The sequence below is a fragment of the Arsenophonus endosymbiont of Crataerina pallida genome, assembly GCF_964020125.1.
GTDB classification, from domain to species: domain Bacteria; phylum Pseudomonadota; class Gammaproteobacteria; order Enterobacterales; family Enterobacteriaceae; genus Arsenophonus; species Arsenophonus nilaparvatae.
Window position 1 is genome coordinate 3,369,793 of record NZ_OZ026540.1, and the last position, 17,019, is coordinate 3,386,811.

Consider the following 17,019-nt stretch of genomic DNA (forward strand, 5'->3'; position numbering starts at 1 on the left):
TTATATATTAAGATTATTTTATTTTTCAGGTTCTGAAATAAATAAAAATATACCAAAAAATGTATTATCCTATTTTTAGCATACAAAACTTTAATTTATCATGCTTGATATTAAATTATCATAAAAATTGAACAAAAATTTTATACAATACAAAATTATTAAAATAAAATCGACTGCTATGTTACAATTAGATATTACTTAATATGATTTCTTGCATGAATATTTGCATTAACACAAAGTCATTCGATATAGCATTATAATTACATTTATATCATTAAATAATAGAATTATTGGCTAGTCTAAAAATTAATTGATAAAAATATAATAATTTAAAAAATTCAAGTATTTTAAATAAAAATACAAAACTAAATATAATCTATATCTAATTATTCTAAAATAACACTTTCTGCTAACAATGAAAATTCGTCGGCCGGGCTATTTTTCTGCTTAATTTTCGATTGTTCTTCTATTAGTTCTGCAAAAAATGAATCTATTGGTATATTTAACACTTGAGTAATTGAATATAATGTATTTACTTTAATGTCATTGACACCACGTTCATAACGTGAGAGCTGTTGTTGGCTAACTCCTATTTTTTCAGCTAATAATTCTCCAGATAATCCCTTTTCTTTTCGTTTAAATTTAATCATTTTTCCTATATTTACATTGATATTGATACTCATATATTATCCTTGTATAGATATAAAAATTATTACCAGTAAGCAATGCTTAGTCTAAATAATAAATAATGTTATTATTTATTTTTCTTAATATAGAAAAATTAACTACAATTTACCACCTCTTGACTAATAAACCATTAACTTTAAGAGTATTAATAGTTATTTTATTTTCAATGCTCTAATATGAAATTTTATTCAATGATTTTCAATAAACAATCATCAATAAAAAAACATGATATTTAATATATATTTATCGTATAAAAATAAAATTTTCCACTTATTATATAGCTAAGATTATTGTCATTTTATAACTAATTAATAAATATACATTAACAATGCCTAACCAATCACATTGTAATTTATGCTCACTAATTATGATTTTATTAATGAACTATCTATTAAACAGCAATACAATAGATTTATAAAACTATACCTAAATTACATTAATAACTATCAATATGCCATTAATTGCACAATAATCTCATCGTATAATAAAATCATACTATTAATTAAATTAATATAAAATCATTATTAAGTTTATAAAATAAACTATTAACTATAAAAAAATCAATATAGTAATATAAAAATATAGCCAAATTAAAACTCATCCTTATTTATCTAAATTAATAAATATTTTAAAAAATTAACATTATTTATTATTCCAATTTATTTTAATCAACTAACAATACTGAAAATAAATATAGTATATATAAAATAATTAACAATATAAAACTATCTAAGGTTGTCTTCACTTCAAATAAAATCATATTCCTCATTAATTTCATATAGATATAATTTTATTATTTTTTATATCATAAAATTATATAATAAAACTAAAAATTATTAATCAAATAAAACAATGTTTTTATCAATTTTATAAAAATCTGATATTATCTAAGATCCATACAATGGCAATAAGGAAGTTTTTATGTACAAATCCATAATTTTGTTCTTAACTTTATTTTTATCCAGTCACGCTGTAGCCTATAACATCGAAATTGATAAAAAAACCGAACAAGAATTGGATAAAATAATCACGACCAAAGTTATTCCCAATCAACATGCAGAAAGAAGTATTTTATTAAATGAAATATCAGCATCTTTCCTTGATACACCTTATAAAGCTAATACACTTATCGGCTCACCAACCATAGCTGAAGCTCTGGTTATCAATTTCAACGGTGTTGATTGTTTCACTTTACTTGATTATATACAGGCCATTAGCCATTCAACCAATAAACAAACATTTTTAGAAAATTTGATAAAAACCCGCTATACAGATAGCAATGTTAGTTACTTAAAAAGAAAGCATTTCTTCTCTGATTGGTTTGCTAATTCTCCCAAAAATGCCAATGATATTACGAATAAAATAAGTGATAACTATTTTACCGTAACCAAACATCTTAATCTTAAATCCGATGGTGGCAAATTTATTCCTGATTTAAACATCATCGAGCGTAAAATAAATTATATTCCATCAGACAAAGTAAACTCACACACATTACAAAAATTAAAAACTGGAGATTACATAGGAATTTATTCAAAACTGGATGGATTGGATGTTTCTCATGTCGGCATGGTTATTAAAAAAGGAGACCAAATTTATTATCGGAATGCATCATCACTTTCAAAAAACATGAAAGTTGTTGATACACCTCTGCTCGATTATATCCGCTCACGACCAGGTATTATTGTTTTGCGTTCCATTTAGTAGTTTAAATTTTGATAGATGCTCTTTGAATTTATTAGGTTAAAGAGCATCTAGCTTTTTAAAGACCGTAGTAAAAAACTATACATCAAAATAAATCCATTTATTCCTGTTAGCAACTCCAGCATCAACTCTCAATAATTGCAAATTTAAAATTAGCAAAATCAATTAACAATAATATAAACAAGAAAATCAAAAATAAGAAAAAAAGCTTCCTATTCAATAAAAACAATTACTTATATAGTAAAAAGCAGCAACTGAATAAAATTTTTACTATAACAAAGCAGGATAAAACATCCAATATTAGATAAGTTAAAGGTATTCTGTATTAAATGAAATAATCGCAACGAAAAAAGCAACCCAAGTAACTATCAAGAAGATAACTAATTAAGCAGTCGAGGCAAAGAATTGAGACACTAGTCGTAGCTATTATTATTTAATGAATTCAATCTATTGGTGGTGATTAATCTAACAAAAAATTTTAAACAACATTCATTCGAATAACTTTAACGTAAACCACCAAAATTCCTAATTTATACTACAATCAACTTAATTAAGTAAATTAACATGCATTTTTTTTACATTTGCATCGCACGTTTAAACAAGTTTTATATATTTCAGCTAATTAAAATTAAAAGAATTGATAATCGTAAATTCAAGTTAGTTTTGAGATAAGTATAACCACTCAATCAGAATTATATTTTTCGTAAAAAAAAATTAATAGGATTTTCATGAGAAAATAAAATATTTTGATTTTCCATATTGAAAATACAATCTGAATGCTTTTAACTACAAAAACTAACCCTAATTAATAAATATTCGACAATAATTTATATTTCTAGAAATTTACAAGATATGCAATGTAACTAACAAAAATATTTAATAAATAACAACATAGCTACATCACTCGCTTAATCAAAGTCAGCTATTTCTGTTTGCTTACTCTGTTTTTTTAAGTATTTTACATATTAAATGGTGTTTTTAATCAATGAAATCTATTCACCTATATAAATTATTGTTACTGATAACGACTTTTGCTCTTCCATATTCGGGTTTTGCACAAGAGCGGCCATTATTATCAATTACGGTAAATGAGTCGTCTTACCAACAGCAACGCGATGACGACCTATCTCGGCCAGCGGTACAGAACGAGTCCCGTATTTTGCCAATTTGGGGTAATGAAGCTCGTGCTCGTGGTTATGCTCTCCCTGAACCATTTGGTATTGGCTACGGCTATATGAATTTACGACAGGACGTAGTAGTAGATAAAATTAATTTTATCTCACCGAAAATCCCACAACTATCTAACGTAGTAACAATAGATGCCGGCCATACCCGCGAGAAAAATGAATCGCATATGTTAAAATTAGATACTTGGGTATTCCCCTTTTTAAATATTTATGGCGTTTATGGCAAAACCAAAGGTTCCTCGAAAACCAAATTAGCTGGCGTTTATTTCGCGGGCGCTGAACTAGATTTCGCACGAAATATGCCTTTCGTATTAGATTTTGAAGGAAAAACCTACGGTGGTGGAGCTGTTCTTGCCGGTGGCTATAAGCAATTCTTTGCTACCTTAGATGCTAATTATACGCGCACTAACCTTGATATTTTAGATGGTGATATCAGTGCATTAGTTATCACTCCGCGCATCGGTTACGAGTTTACTTTTCAGCCCTTATTATCAGGTCAAGGCAATACCAAAGTACAAGTGTGGGTAGGTGCAATGTATCAGGATATCACTCAACGCTTTAAAGGTAATATTAATAACCTGAATTTACCTGAGGAATTCGCCGGATTAATCAAATTGCTTGATGATCCTAATATGAAATTTGATGTTAAACAACATTTAGCACACAAATGGAACAGCACGATAGGCGCTAGAATAGAAATTACTCGTAACTTTAATATCTTATCTGAAGTGGGATTTAATAATCGCAATAGCTTCTATATCTCGGGCGAATTACGTTTTTAAATAAAATAGCATTATCCATTAAGTTGATTACTTTATGTACTTCTGGCCTATACCATCAATTTTAAAAAAAGATAGTTCAGCTAAACGGTACGGATTACAGTATGTGAAAGGCTGGAGGTTGAATTTGAAATTTTTTATTAAGATCTTCAGTCTTTGCCTTTTCTTAATTAGTTGCAAAGAAAATACGGCAACTTCAATAACCATTGAACCAGTACTCACAACAGAAACTCACGAAGAGGCCCACAGGGTTTGGCCTGTTATGCAATCAATAGCACCACCGCAAGGCTTAAGACCGTGTTGTGCTTTTGGTTATAATCTCAAAGTTAAGCTTTGGCAAATACCAATCCCTTTTTATCAAATTGATAATATTGTTGAAGCCAACAAACTAGGTGAACATCATTATAATGATAGCTTTTGGGCAACATTGACAGTACTTAGCGGGTTGAGTAAAGAAAAATTAGGCCTTATTTATACTGAAAAAGGCGGGTTTATTGACATTGCCCATGTAAAAGATACTGCAGATTATACCCTATATCTTTTTACTGAAATTTTTGCTCATCTGGAAGAAAATTATCAAATTCAACTAGATGATGAATTAGCTGCCCGAAAAATACAACTTTTTGCGGTTAAACCATCAATACCCTATATTGAACGTTATACATTAAGTGCTTATCTGGCCGCTGAATTAGCTTTTGAATTAGCTGCCTGGCACGAAATCACTCAAAGTTATGGCTATGAATCTGTACCTGGTATTTCTGAAGGTATTTCCGCTTTTTCTCCTGAAGATCTCTATTCCAACCTGTTAGGTGCCCGTATTGCCCTTACATTGATTTTACAAGGTCAGGCCAGTTCAGTGACTCAATTTAGTGTAGCCATGGCTAAAACATTACCATTAACATTAAAAGAATTAGGCGCTTACGCTAAAAACGAAACCAAACAAATGTTCGATCAAATAGATAATCTATGGTGGAATAGCAAAATGCAGGTCCCTGAAAAATTTCTGGTCCTAAAACGAGACTATGAAACCAGTAGTACACGTATGCCAGTCATGCCGCCAAAAAATATCCAACACGGACACAAATTGTCCCTTCCTCAGAATTATAAACACTATAAGCTATCCCAATTTGCGCAACTACAGCTGTGGCCAACAAAATATTCTACTGCCTTACCAGCTAAAAATGGTTATTGGACACGTGAAGACTTTCCACAAATAGCAAAATTTACTGAAATTCGCGATAATTTGGAATTAAAGCAGCAATAAAATCATTAATTTTTGCTAAAAATATAGTAGTCCCATATGTAATTAATTAAATAAGTTTAACTATATTAATATCGATCGAAATATAACTTATTGTAAAATAATGATAAATATTTTTTTTAATTAAAATTAACAAATTTAAACTAAAATTTAATTAATAAATAGCCAATAATAAGTAGCACTTCTTAAATTTATCTGCTAGGATTTGTGCAATTTTTGTTCAACTTGAAACGAGGAGAAGCGCCATGCCCTCTCGAACGATGAGGACTAACGCCGTCTTCGCTTTCTTGGTGTTATTGTTTTCAACTAGTTTTAGTTATTCATCAACCAGTACGAGTTTGTCTCTAAAAGAGTATTATCACAAACCTGTGCAGACAAAAGAACTAACTCGTCTGCCTGATATGCGAAAATACCCATCAGGAGCTACTCGCAAGAAAGCGTTTTTAAAAGCGATTGTCCCAATAATTGAAAAGTACAACTACAAGATCATGCAAGATCGCCAGTGGTTATTATCCAAACGTTACAATAAAAATTGGAACGCTGCTGATAAACAACGATTAAACCAAATTTGTACCAGTTATAATATACCATGCAGTTCACCTGCTAGTTTAAACTGGAACAAGTTGCTAAGTCGTGTTGATATTATTCCTACCCATTTAGTTGTTACCCAAGCAGCAACAGAATCAGGTTGGGGAGCTTCTGGCTTAGCCCAGAAAAATAATAATTTGTTTGGCATGAAATGCGGTCGTAAATGTACCTACAATCCAGGTACCATCAAAGGCTATGCGGTTTATTCATCTGTCGATGCATCTGTCAATGCATACTTAAGAAATTTGAATACCAATAATGCCTATCAATTATTACGCAATTCACGTGCACAGCAGCGTAGTACCCAGAATTCATTAAGTACCAGTGTATTAATTGATAATCTGAAAAACTACTCACAACTTGGAGATAAATATAATCGTTATTTACAAAATATGTTCTCAAGTAACGAAGAGTTAATCACCCAAGTTCAGCAGAATATGCCAAAGCATATTTAATCAACTTGCTGTAATAATTGCTAAAAATAAAATCCATACATAATAAATGTGTGGATTTTATTATTTTTTAAATATTAACACCCTAATTCCTAACACAATAGCATCATTTAAAATTCATTTGATTCACTAACTTCAAAGAAAAATAAAAAATAGCATACCTATAATCACCCCAACAGTCCCTAAAATAGTTTCCATCAAAGTCCAAGTTTTTAATGTCTGCCCCTCGGTAGCACCAGTAAATTTACTAAACAACCAAAATCCAGAGTCATTTACATGGCTTAGTACTATTGAGCCGCCAGATATACAAACTGCCAAAGCGGCTAATTGCGCGCCAGAATAACCTAACTCACTGATCACCGGCAATATAAGTCCAATAGTCGTTAAACAAGCTACCGTCGCTGAACCTTGAATAATACGTACAGCAGCAGCTAATACAAAACAAGCCAATGCAATTGGTAAGCCTGTATTCATTAACGCATTACCTAATACTGGCCCAACACCTGAATTGACTAAAACTTGCTTAAAAACGCCCCCTGCACCTGTAATAAGTAAAATAATTCCTGCTGGCTGAATCGCTGCTGAACAGATCTCCATCACTTTTTCTCTATTCATACCATAGCGAAGCCCTAAACCATAGATAGCCAGTAGACAAGCTAACAGTAATGCGATAAATGGGTGGCCAATAAATTCTAACCAATGCTCTGCATCAGAATCCTTTACCAAAAAATAACTACTTAATGTTTTCAATCCTACCAACGCTAAAGGAAACAGTACGATCAATAGGCTGAACATAAACTTGGCATTTTACCTTTTTTGCTCTCATTGCCTTGATAATTTTCAGGTAACGCAATAAAAACATGCCGGCTAATAAAATTACCAAATAATGGTCCGGCGATAAGCATTGCTGGAATAGCTGCACATACGCCAACCAAAATCAGCATTCATCTGAGATGCAACTAACATTGGCGTTGGACCCGGAAGTAAAAAAGCAGTAGCAGCGGCCGGCTACACCGGCAAACAGGGGAATAGCTGTTTTAACAACATTGCCACCTAAACGGTTAGTAATGGTGAAAACAATACCAATTAACAATACTATTGCGACATCAAAAAAAAGCGGCAATGCGCAAATCAATCCTGTAATACCAATGGCTAAATTAGTCCGTTTTTCACCAAAACAATTGATTATTTTGATCGCAATTTGCTCTAATGCGCCTGTTTCATGGAGTATCCGTCCAAACATTGCGCCTAATGCCACAACAATTGCCAAGAATCCTAATGTTCCTGCCATACCTTCTTGCATTGTTTCTATGATTTTTTTAACCGGCATGCCAGAAAATAATCCCGCTAAAATAGAAACCACCATCAACGCAATGAACGCATGTAATCTTGCATACATAACCAGAAACAACAATAAAAAGACAGCCCCTGCGGCAGTCAATGTCAATACAAGCATATTTAATGTTTCAGGTATAAGCGTGTTCATCTATTTTTCCTTAGTAATAATTTCATCAATTAATTTTACTGTATTATCAATAACCTCAGCTAATGGTGGCTTAATATCGACGACATACACATCTTTTTCATCATTACTAGGTACTTCCAAAGTATCAAACTGCGAGACCAACATATTTGGTTTAAAAAAATGATTTTTACGCTTTTTTAATCGGTCTTCTATTAATTTAAAGTCTCCTTCAAGGTAAAGAAATGACAAATGTTGGTTTCCGTCTCTTAAAATATCTCGATATTTTTTTTCAACGCGGAACAAACAATCAAAGAAACCTTATTTGTTCTCTGCATAGCAAAAATAGCATCACTCAATGCCTTAAGCCAAGGCAGTCGATCAGAATCATTCAACGCATGGCCATCCGACATCTTTCTAATATTGGCACGTGGATGCAAAAAATCACCATCTAAAAAGGCAGTTCCTATTTTTTGAGCGATCCCACTCGCAACTGCTGATTTACCACTACCTGATACCCCCATAAGTATAAAAACATGGTGTATTTTTTTGCTATCACGCATTATTAACTCCTTTAAAAATCAAGCAATATATAAAATGTTACTGATAATTTTCAGTTATAAAAAATAATATAATAGAATTGTGATAAGAATCTCAGTAAAGAGGGAGGCGTAAGCGCAAGTAAAATTTGTTATCCATTTTATAACCCTTAATTTAAATAGAAATAACTTATATTAATTCACTAGATAATCAAAATTAATAATCTTAATTTCTACTCAATATTTATTCCATTTTCCAATTAAGTATCAGTTTATCGCAATAGGAAATAAAAAAGCATTATTACAAAATAGTAAAAGATATTATTTATTTTAGAACTATGGTAGATATCAAAAAGTATAAATATGATAATATCATTATTATAATGATCTTCACCTTAGGATAATTCATGACAAAGCAAGATCAGGAAAAAATACTGTCCCAGGCAAAAAAAATATGCCAAGCGCGTAATGTACGTTTAACACCCCAAAGAGAAGAGGTATTACGCCTTATAGCAGCCCAACCTTGTGCTATTAGTGCTTATGATTTGCTTGATTTACTTAGAATTTCTGAACCTCAAGCTAAACCACCGACTATTTATCGTGGCCTGGAGTTTCTCTTAGAACAAGGTTTTATACACAAGATAGAATCAACAAATAGCTATGTTATTTGTCATCATTTTGAGGATCCTAAACATACCTCAGTTATGCTAATTTGTGATAATTGCGGTAGTGTTGCCGAAAGTAATGGCCAAGCGGTAGAAACTGCTATTTTAAAATTAGCCAAACAGACTGGTTTCCAGTTGTCCCATACCGTTGTTGAAAGCCATGGGTTATGTTTACCCTGCAACAAAATTGAGAAAAAACAGTGTCAAAGCTAAGCATTATTAGGCTTAAATAGTGATATGAAAGCCGGCGGCTCATACAACCGGCCTTTATTAAAAAAGCAATAAAAATTTAAAAATAGTTTGCTTAATACCCATCAATCAAAAAATCAAACAAACTAGGAAATAATATTATATTCAATAAATTAAGCTGAATTTACTTAAAAAATTAATTAGAGATAAAAGAGCTAAAAGTTTAACTAAAATGAGTTACTACTACGAATAATACCAACAGCTAGTCCTTCAATAGTTAAGGTTTGTGTCCGCAAATCCACAATAATTGGCTCAAATTCAGGATTTTCAGCAATTAATTCAACTTTACTACCCACTTGCTTGAAGCGTTTAACCGTCACTTCATCATCAATACGCGCTACAACGATTTGTCCATTATGTACCTGCTGGGTTTTATGTACAGCAAGTAAATCCCCATCAATAATTCCAATATTTTTCATGGACATGCCATTAACACGCAATAAAAAATCAGCACTAGGTCTAAAAATAGTAGCATCAATCCGATAATGACTCTCGATATGTTCTTGAGCAAGTAAGGGTTCTCCTGCCGCCACCCGACCAATAAGTGGTAATCCTTCATCCTCATGTTCTTCTTGCAGTAGCCGGATACCGCGAGACGCGCCAGAAACAATTTCTATCACCCCTTTACGCGCCAACGCCTTTAAGTGTTCCTCTGCTGCATTTGGTGAACGAAAACCTAAACTTGATGCAATTTCAGCGCGTGTCGGCGGCATACCCGTTTGCGAAATGTGTTCACGCACTAGATCATAGACCTGCTGCTGCCTCAACGTTAATTCTTTCATTTCGCCCCCTATTTATTCGCATCCACACATTGTTACTGTAAGTATATACAGGTATATTAAGATTTAAAACCAATAAATGTGTAAAACCCTATTTTTTATAACTAGCTCACGAAATAATGATTACCAATTACAACTGACCAAATAAAAATTGCTAAACAAATTGAAATAAAAACCGCCGCCGAGCCGATATCTTTCGCTTTAGCAGAAAGCTCATGCAATTCTGTACCAATTCGATCAACCACTGCTTCAATCGCACTATTTAATAATTCAACAATAGCTATCAATACCATTGAGCTAATAAGTAATAACCGTTCAATCCATTGCACATCAAGTAAAAAAGCCACAATAATGGCAATAACCACCATAATTGCTTCTTGTCTAAAAGCGGCTTCACTCTTCCAGGCTGCTCTTAACCCTTTCAGCGAATAACCCGTTGCTTTAATAATTCGGGTTAAGCCGGTTGTTTGATTTGCCATAAAATTTACTCTCTAGGTTTAGATAAATGTGGGATTTAATATAATTATTATCTTTTAAACAGATATTAATTACTATTTCTGATATGCTTTGGTAGGATTCAAACAAGAGGCTATCGCTCATCTATGTCATTTTGGCGTAAAATTTACTATAATCTATTAGATTTACCAATGAAATTGTTGGTAAAAAGTAAGCTCATACCAGTAGATCCAATTAAAGAATTGCGTCTTGATACGACACATCCTTTTCTATATGTATTACCTTATCATTCTAAAACAGATTTATTGACCTTACGGCAACAATGTTGTTCTATTGGCTTACCTGATCCACTCGATCCGATTGAAATAGACGAAATTAAATTACCTGCCTATGTCTTTATCGATGATGGCCCGCGTGTATTTCGTTATTATTCGCCAGATCCACGTAAAGATTCAGTAAAAACATTTACTGCTTATCTTGATCTTCATTGCCATAATCCCGAGCTAAACATTCAGATGCTACCCGTATCAGTAATGTTCGGTCGAGCGCCTGGTCGAGAAGGCCACTCGCCAGCGCCTCCGTTACGTTTACTGAATGGTATCCAAAAATTCTTTGCCGTTATCTGGCTAGGACGTGACAGTTTTGTTCGTTTTTCTCCCACTGTCTCTTTACGCCAAATGGCTGGCGAATATGGTACTGATAAAATTATCGCCAATAAACTTGCCCGAGTAGCTCGAATTCACTATTCACGGCAACGATTAGCTGCGGTTGGCCCCAAACTCCCTGTACGCCACGATCTATTCAATAAACTGTTAACTTCAAAAGCGATAGAAAAAGCAGTTGAAGATGAAGCTAAAGCAAAAAAAATCTCCCTTGAGAAGGCAAAACATAATGCGATTGCCATGATGGAAGAAATTGCCGCTAATTTTTCCTATGAAGCGATCCGCATTACTGACCGCGTACTTAGTTGGACATGGAATCGACTCTATCAAGGAATTAATGTGCAACACGCCGAACGTGTGCGCCAATTAGCACAAGATGGCCATGAAATTGTCTATATTCCTTCTCATCGTAGTCACATGGATTATCTATTATTATCTTATGTGCTTTATCATCAAGGTTTAGTTCCGCCTCATATCGCTGCAGGTATCAACCTTAATTTTTGGCCGGCTGGGCCAATTTTTCGTCACTTAGGTGCTTTTTTCATTCGTCGCTCTTTCAAAGGCAATAAACTTTACTCGACCATATTTCGTGAATATCTCAGCGAATTATTTGCGCGTGGTTACTCAATTGAATATTTTGTTGAAGGTGGCCGCTCTCGAACAGGCCGACTACTGGAACCAAAGACTGGTACGCTGTCGATGACCCTGCAAGCAATGCTACGAGGTGATTCACGTCCAATTACCATTGTTCCAATCTACATAGGTTATGAACATGTATTAGAAGTTGCGACCTACGCTAAGGAACTAAAAGGGGCAGCAAAAGAGAAAGAAGGGTTTTTCTCAATGTTAAGAGGTCTACGCAAATTGCGTAAACTAGGCCAAGGTTATGTTAACTTTGGTCAACCGATTGCACTAACTCAATATTTAAACAAACATGTTCCCGAGTGGCGTCAATCTATCGATGCTATTCAGCCCCAGCGTCCAACTTGGTTAAATTCAACCGTGACTCGGTTAGCTCATAAAATCATGGTTAGAATTAACAACGCTGCTGCGGCTAATGCAGTCAATTTATGTTCAACTGCTTTGTTAGCTTCGCGCCAACGTGCATTAACCCGTGAACAATTAATTGAACAAATCGAATGTTACCTCCAACTATTAAGAAATGTGCCTTATAGCGATGATAGCACGACACCCAGCAAAACTGCTGAGCAACTATTAGAAGACGCCTTGCAATTGGATAAGTTTGAAGTCGAGCATGACAGCATGGGCGATATTGTAGTATTACCTCGAGAAAATGCTGTATTGATGACTTATTATCGAAATAATATTATGCATTTGTTGGTTTTGCCTTCTTTGGTAGCCAATATCGTATTACATAATGAAAGTGTTCAACGCCAGGAAATTGGTGATCAAATTGCACTCATTTATCCATTCTTAAAAGCAGAACTATTCATGCGATATAGCATAGAAGAATTACCTGAATCTATCGATATTCTGCTGAATGAATTGGCGCGTCAACAACTAATATTATTAACAGTAGAGGGTGTTGTAACTATCAATCCAGCTCGTATTCGCCCTCTTCAGCTTTTAGCTGCTGGTATTAAAGAAACTCTACAACGCTATGCGATTACACTTTCACTACTGAGTACGATACCTGAAATTAGCCGAGGAATATTAGAAAAAGAGAGCCGTATTCTTGCTCAACGTCTATCTGTACTACATGGTATCAACGCGCCTGAATTCTTTGATAAGGCGGTTTTCTCCACACTGGTAAATACATTAAAACAGGAAGGTTATATTAATAGAGAAGAAGATGCGATTATCATCGCCAATGCACAACGGCTTTATCGTATTATCGCTAAATTAATATCTCCTGAAGTGTGCTTAACTATTGAAAGTGTCAAACACGTTACTGAAGAGCCATTACCTAAATAAATCATCTTTATATTAGTATAGTAACGTAAAACGGATTTAGACTAAAATCGACCAACATTATAAAGGATAATCATTCGAGATTATCCTTTTTTATAATTAAAAATAATTTAATAAGATGCCAATAAATAAAACCAACCCCACATAATTGTTATTCATAAATGCTTTAAAACATAATATTGGTTGTCGATTGGCTATTAGTTTTTGTTGATAGGTAAATAAGCCTAATACCAATATCAAACTAACAAAATAAAACCCACCCAAATCTAGCAGTTGCCCTATATAAAATAACACCAGCACCATAGCTAATTGTAAAATGCCAATAATTAATTTATCAAAATGAGCAAAAATAATTGCGGTTGATTTTACACCAATTTTTATATCATCATTGCGATCAACCATCGCATACTGGGTATCATAAACAATAGACCAAATAATATTAACCAGAAATAATAACCAACATTCTAAAGGTAAGGACTCACTAACTGCTGCATATGCCATTGGAATTGACCAACCAAACGCAGCACCCAATACAATTTGCGGAAAATGGCTAAATCGTTTGATAAATGGATAAATCCAAGCTAATAACAACCCAATCACCGATAACCAAATTGCCATTTTATTCAAGGTCAACACTAATATAAAAGCGATGACGATCAATGAAAAAAATAGTGTCTTAGCTTCTTTTTCTGTTACATCACCATTTGGCAGGGGACGTTCCTTGGTTCTTGCAACATAACCATCAAATTTTCGATCCGCAAAATCATTGATAACACAACCAGCTGCACGCATCAAAAAAACACCCGCAGTAAAAACTAATAAAATAAAAAGATCTGGTAACCTCCGGCTTGCTAACCATAATGCCCAATAAGTAGGCCATAGTAATAATAAAATACCTATCGGTTTATCAATTCGCATTAAACGAAAATAGGCGTGCCATTTATTCAATTTCAACGTTGTTTGCCCTGCCAATCTATTTATCTCCCTATTATTTTGTATAGATAGGTGAATCTGGCAAAAAAAGTTCTGTTAATAATAAAGGTTTAGCAGATAATCATTAACAATGAACGCCTTACCAAACAATTATTCTGTATACCTAGATTAATATAATCACGAGTCAAATTATTTCCACTAAATAGGTATTTTCCCAATGGCACACTGCCTAAATTTATTAGCTCACTTTCAGGGCCAGTTAATGTCTCTTCTGGAATAACCGTCCGCCCATATAACCATGGACAACCATCGCCCAAAAGCACCACTTCACGTAACCAATAGCGTTGACTATTAGGCAAAAGTTTAGCTTCTTCGTCCTGACTATCTAACAGAATAAAACCTTCTTGATACAGTTTTACGGTGACTTGCTGGCAATAACGCGCAAGACGCTGAGTCATTGAACCTAATTCGGTTAACCAATTATATATTGGATTCGGTACGGTAACTTCTTGCGTCGAAAACCAATGAATCGGTTGATTGCAGAAAAGTAACTGATTGATATGGCTTATCTTTACAGTTACGCCCATAGAATACTTCTCTCACTCTATCTTGAGATTTAAAATACAAGATAGCATGCTAATAATGAATGGAATGATAGGATCTGCTAATTTATATAAAAAGTTATCTCTGATTGCAAAATTTTTATTAATTTTGCAATCTTTATATTAGCAAGAAGTGATCTATCTGGCAGGTTATTTATTGTCACCAAAACCTGCTGTTACAAGCTTTGGCGATAAAATTATTGTCGCCAGCTTTTAAAACAATTAATCAAGCCATTGGTAGAGGTGTCATGGCTGTTAATTTGATCTTCAGTTGCCAGCTCGGGCAGAATGCGACCAGCTAATTGCTTACCAAGTTCGACCCCCCATTGGTCAAAACTAAAAATATTCAATATAGCACCTTGCACAAAAATCTTGTGTTCATACATCGCAATCAAAGCGCCTAGCGTATATGGCGTAATTTGATTAACAAGGATAGAGTTAGTTGGGCGATTACCTTGGAAAACTTTATAAAGTGCCACATTGGCCATTTTAGCCGGATCTTGACCTGCCTCTTTAAATTCTTCGTCCACTTCAAGCCGATTTTTACCAAATGCTAACGCTTCTGTTTGGGCAAAAAAATTAGACATTAATTTATTATGGTGATCACTTAATGGATTATGACTTATCGCTGGTGCAATGAAATCACAAGGGATAAGTTTGGTACCCTGATGGATTAATTGATAAAATGCATGCTGACCATTAGTACCTGGTTCACCCCAAATAATGGGCCCAGTTTGATAATTCACTTTTTCGCCATTACGATCAACATACTTGCCATTTGATTCCATGTTGCCTTGTTGAAAATAAGCCGCAAATCGATGTAAATATTGATCATAAGGTAAAATGGCTTCAGTCTCAGTAGCAAAAAAATTATTATACCAAATCCCGATTAACGCCAATATCACCGGAATATTATGCTCAAAAGGTGTCTGTGCAAAATGTTGATCCATTGCATGAGCACCACTTAGTAATTGTTCAAAATTATTAAATCCGATGGATAAAACAATCGACAGGCCAATAGCCGACCACAATGAATAACGACCGCCAACCCAATCCCAGAATTCGAACATATTTTGTGTATCGATGCCAAATTTGGCCACTTGTTGCTCATTGGTTGATAAAGCGACAAAATGTTTGGCGATCTGTGTTTCATCCGCGGCAGCAGCTAAAAACCATTTTCTGGCTGTATGAGCATTAGTCATTGTCTCCTGGGTGGTAAAAGTTTTAGAGGCAATCAAAAATAATGTTGTTTTAGGTTTAATTTTTTGCAATGTTTCAGCAATATGGCTGCCATCTATATTGGAAACAAAATGCATATTTAAATGGTTTTTGTAAGGCCTGAGTGCTTCGGTTACCATATATGGCCCAAGATCAGAGCCTCCAATACCAATATTAACAACATCTGTTATTGCCTGGCCGGTAAAACCTTTCCAATCACCATTAATGACTCGTTCACTGAAACAACGCATTTTGTCTAGCACAGCATTAACTTGTGGCATAATATCAACACCATCAAGCTTTATCGGGCTATTACTACGATTACGTAAAGCAATATGCAAAACAGCTCTATCTTCTGTTCTATTAATTTTCTCTCCAGAAAACATGCTGTTAATTGCGGCGCTTAGCTTTGTCTCTTTTGCTAAATCTAGTAATTTAAGCAAGGTATTTTCAGTTATTCGATTTTTAGAAAAATCAACCAAGATCTGTTCATTAAAAGTGAGTGAAAAATTAGCAAAACGATCAGCATCATTAGCAAAAAGATCACGCAGATGGATATCTTTTACTGATTGATAATGTTGTTCTAATTCGTGCCATGCTGCTGTTAGACTTGGATTAATGTTTTCCATTGAAATACTCTCTATCTTTCTTCAACTCAGATTTACAACTACCAATGATTGGATAGTAACTCATTCTCCCCACCAATTTAACTTCTTTTAATGCCTTCCGCTGGTCAATTTAATCGTATCTGCTCAATTGTTCGAATATTGATAAAATTGATAATTTTTTGGTAATTATAAAAGTTATTGATTTCGCTAAAAATAAATTGACCTTCAGACAATAACTCGATAATGGTAGATTAAT

At 33.7% G+C, this 17,019-nt stretch carries 11 protein-coding genes and 3 pseudogenes; 6 read left to right on the forward strand and 8 right to left on the reverse strand.

Translation table 11 applies throughout. The features are described 5' to 3' along the window. Positions 1 to 386: 386 nt before the first annotated feature. Positions 387 to 683: a helix-turn-helix domain-containing protein gene (locus tag AACL31_RS17915; protein WP_032116439.1), complete on the reverse strand. Its 297-nt coding sequence runs from the start codon at positions 681 to 683 to the stop codon at positions 387 to 389. 925 nt (positions 684 to 1,608) lie between these two features. On the opposite strand from AACL31_RS17915, the gene AACL31_RS17920 reads away from it, so the two are divergent. From AACL31_RS17920 to AACL31_RS17935, 4 genes are all read left to right on the forward strand, one after another. Continuing rightward, the gene (locus AACL31_RS17920; protein WP_310511954.1) at positions 1,609 to 2,391 is read left to right on the forward strand and encodes a DUF1460 domain-containing protein; all 783 of its coding nucleotides are present in this window, start codon (positions 1,609 to 1,611) and stop codon (positions 2,389 to 2,391) included. Positions 2,392 to 3,376: 985 nt separating this feature from the next. Next, complete coding sequence (locus AACL31_RS17925; protein ID WP_339053474.1) at positions 3,377 to 4,360, forward strand: hypothetical protein; 984 nt, start codon at positions 3,377 to 3,379, stop codon at positions 4,358 to 4,360. A gap of 259 nt (positions 4,361 to 4,619) precedes the next feature. Beyond that, complete coding sequence (locus tag AACL31_RS17930; RefSeq protein ID WP_339053475.1) at positions 4,620 to 5,621, forward strand: DUF4056 domain-containing protein; 1,002 nt, start codon at positions 4,620 to 4,622, stop codon at positions 5,619 to 5,621. A 242-nt stretch (positions 5,622 to 5,863) separates the two neighbouring features. Then, entirely contained in the window at positions 5,864 to 6,661 is a 798-nt protein-coding gene (locus AACL31_RS17935; RefSeq protein ID WP_310511951.1) for a protein bax, read from the forward strand. Positions 6,662 to 6,793: 132 nt separating this feature from the next. Here the strand turns inward: AACL31_RS17935 and gntU are convergent. Further along, positions 6,794 to 8,144 (reverse strand): annotated as a pseudogene (gene gntU / locus AACL31_RS17940) (gluconate transporter). Beyond that, positions 8,145 to 8,683: pseudogene (gene gntK, locus AACL31_RS17945) on the reverse strand (gluconokinase). 383 nt (positions 8,684 to 9,066) lie between these two features. Here gntK and zur point away from each other — a divergent pair. Beyond that, positions 9,067 to 9,537 carry a zinc uptake transcriptional repressor Zur gene (zur, locus tag AACL31_RS17950; protein WP_032116445.1) on the forward strand — a complete coding sequence of 157 codons (471 nt, stop codon included), beginning with the start codon at positions 9,067 to 9,069 and terminating at the stop codon, positions 9,535 to 9,537. A gap of 203 nt (positions 9,538 to 9,740) precedes the next feature. On the opposite strand, the gene lexA is transcribed toward zur, so the two are convergent. Continuing rightward, positions 9,741 to 10,355: a transcriptional repressor LexA gene (lexA, locus tag AACL31_RS17955; RefSeq protein WP_032116446.1), complete on the reverse strand. Its 615-nt coding sequence runs from the start codon at positions 10,353 to 10,355 to the stop codon at positions 9,741 to 9,743. Between the two features lie 101 nt (positions 10,356 to 10,456). Further along, positions 10,457 to 10,831, reverse strand: a complete 375-nt coding sequence (locus AACL31_RS17960) for a diacylglycerol kinase (RefSeq protein WP_290608249.1) — start codon at positions 10,829 to 10,831, stop codon at positions 10,457 to 10,459. A gap of 123 nt (positions 10,832 to 10,954) precedes the next feature. Between AACL31_RS17960 and plsB the strand changes: the two genes are divergently transcribed. Then, positions 10,955 to 13,405, forward strand: a complete 2,451-nt coding sequence (gene plsB, locus AACL31_RS17965; RefSeq protein WP_310511950.1) for a glycerol-3-phosphate 1-O-acyltransferase PlsB — start codon at positions 10,955 to 10,957, stop codon at positions 13,403 to 13,405. A 96-nt stretch (positions 13,406 to 13,501) separates the two neighbouring features. Here plsB and ubiA read toward each other — a convergent pair whose 3' ends face one another. The 3 genes and pseudogenes from ubiA to pgi form a co-directional block, all read right to left on the reverse strand. Next, positions 13,502 to 14,320, reverse strand: a complete 819-nt coding sequence (gene ubiA / locus AACL31_RS17970; RefSeq protein WP_422389289.1) for a 4-hydroxybenzoate octaprenyltransferase — start codon at positions 14,318 to 14,320, stop codon at positions 13,502 to 13,504. Between the two features lie 70 nt (positions 14,321 to 14,390). Then, positions 14,391 to 14,922, reverse strand: a pseudogene (gene ubiC, locus AACL31_RS17975) (chorismate lyase). Between the two features lie 212 nt (positions 14,923 to 15,134). Then, the gene (gene pgi / locus AACL31_RS17980; RefSeq protein ID WP_310511949.1) at positions 15,135 to 16,784 is read right to left on the reverse strand and encodes a glucose-6-phosphate isomerase; all 1,650 of its coding nucleotides are present in this window, start codon (positions 16,782 to 16,784) and stop codon (positions 15,135 to 15,137) included. Positions 16,785 to 17,019 lie beyond the last annotated feature (235 nt).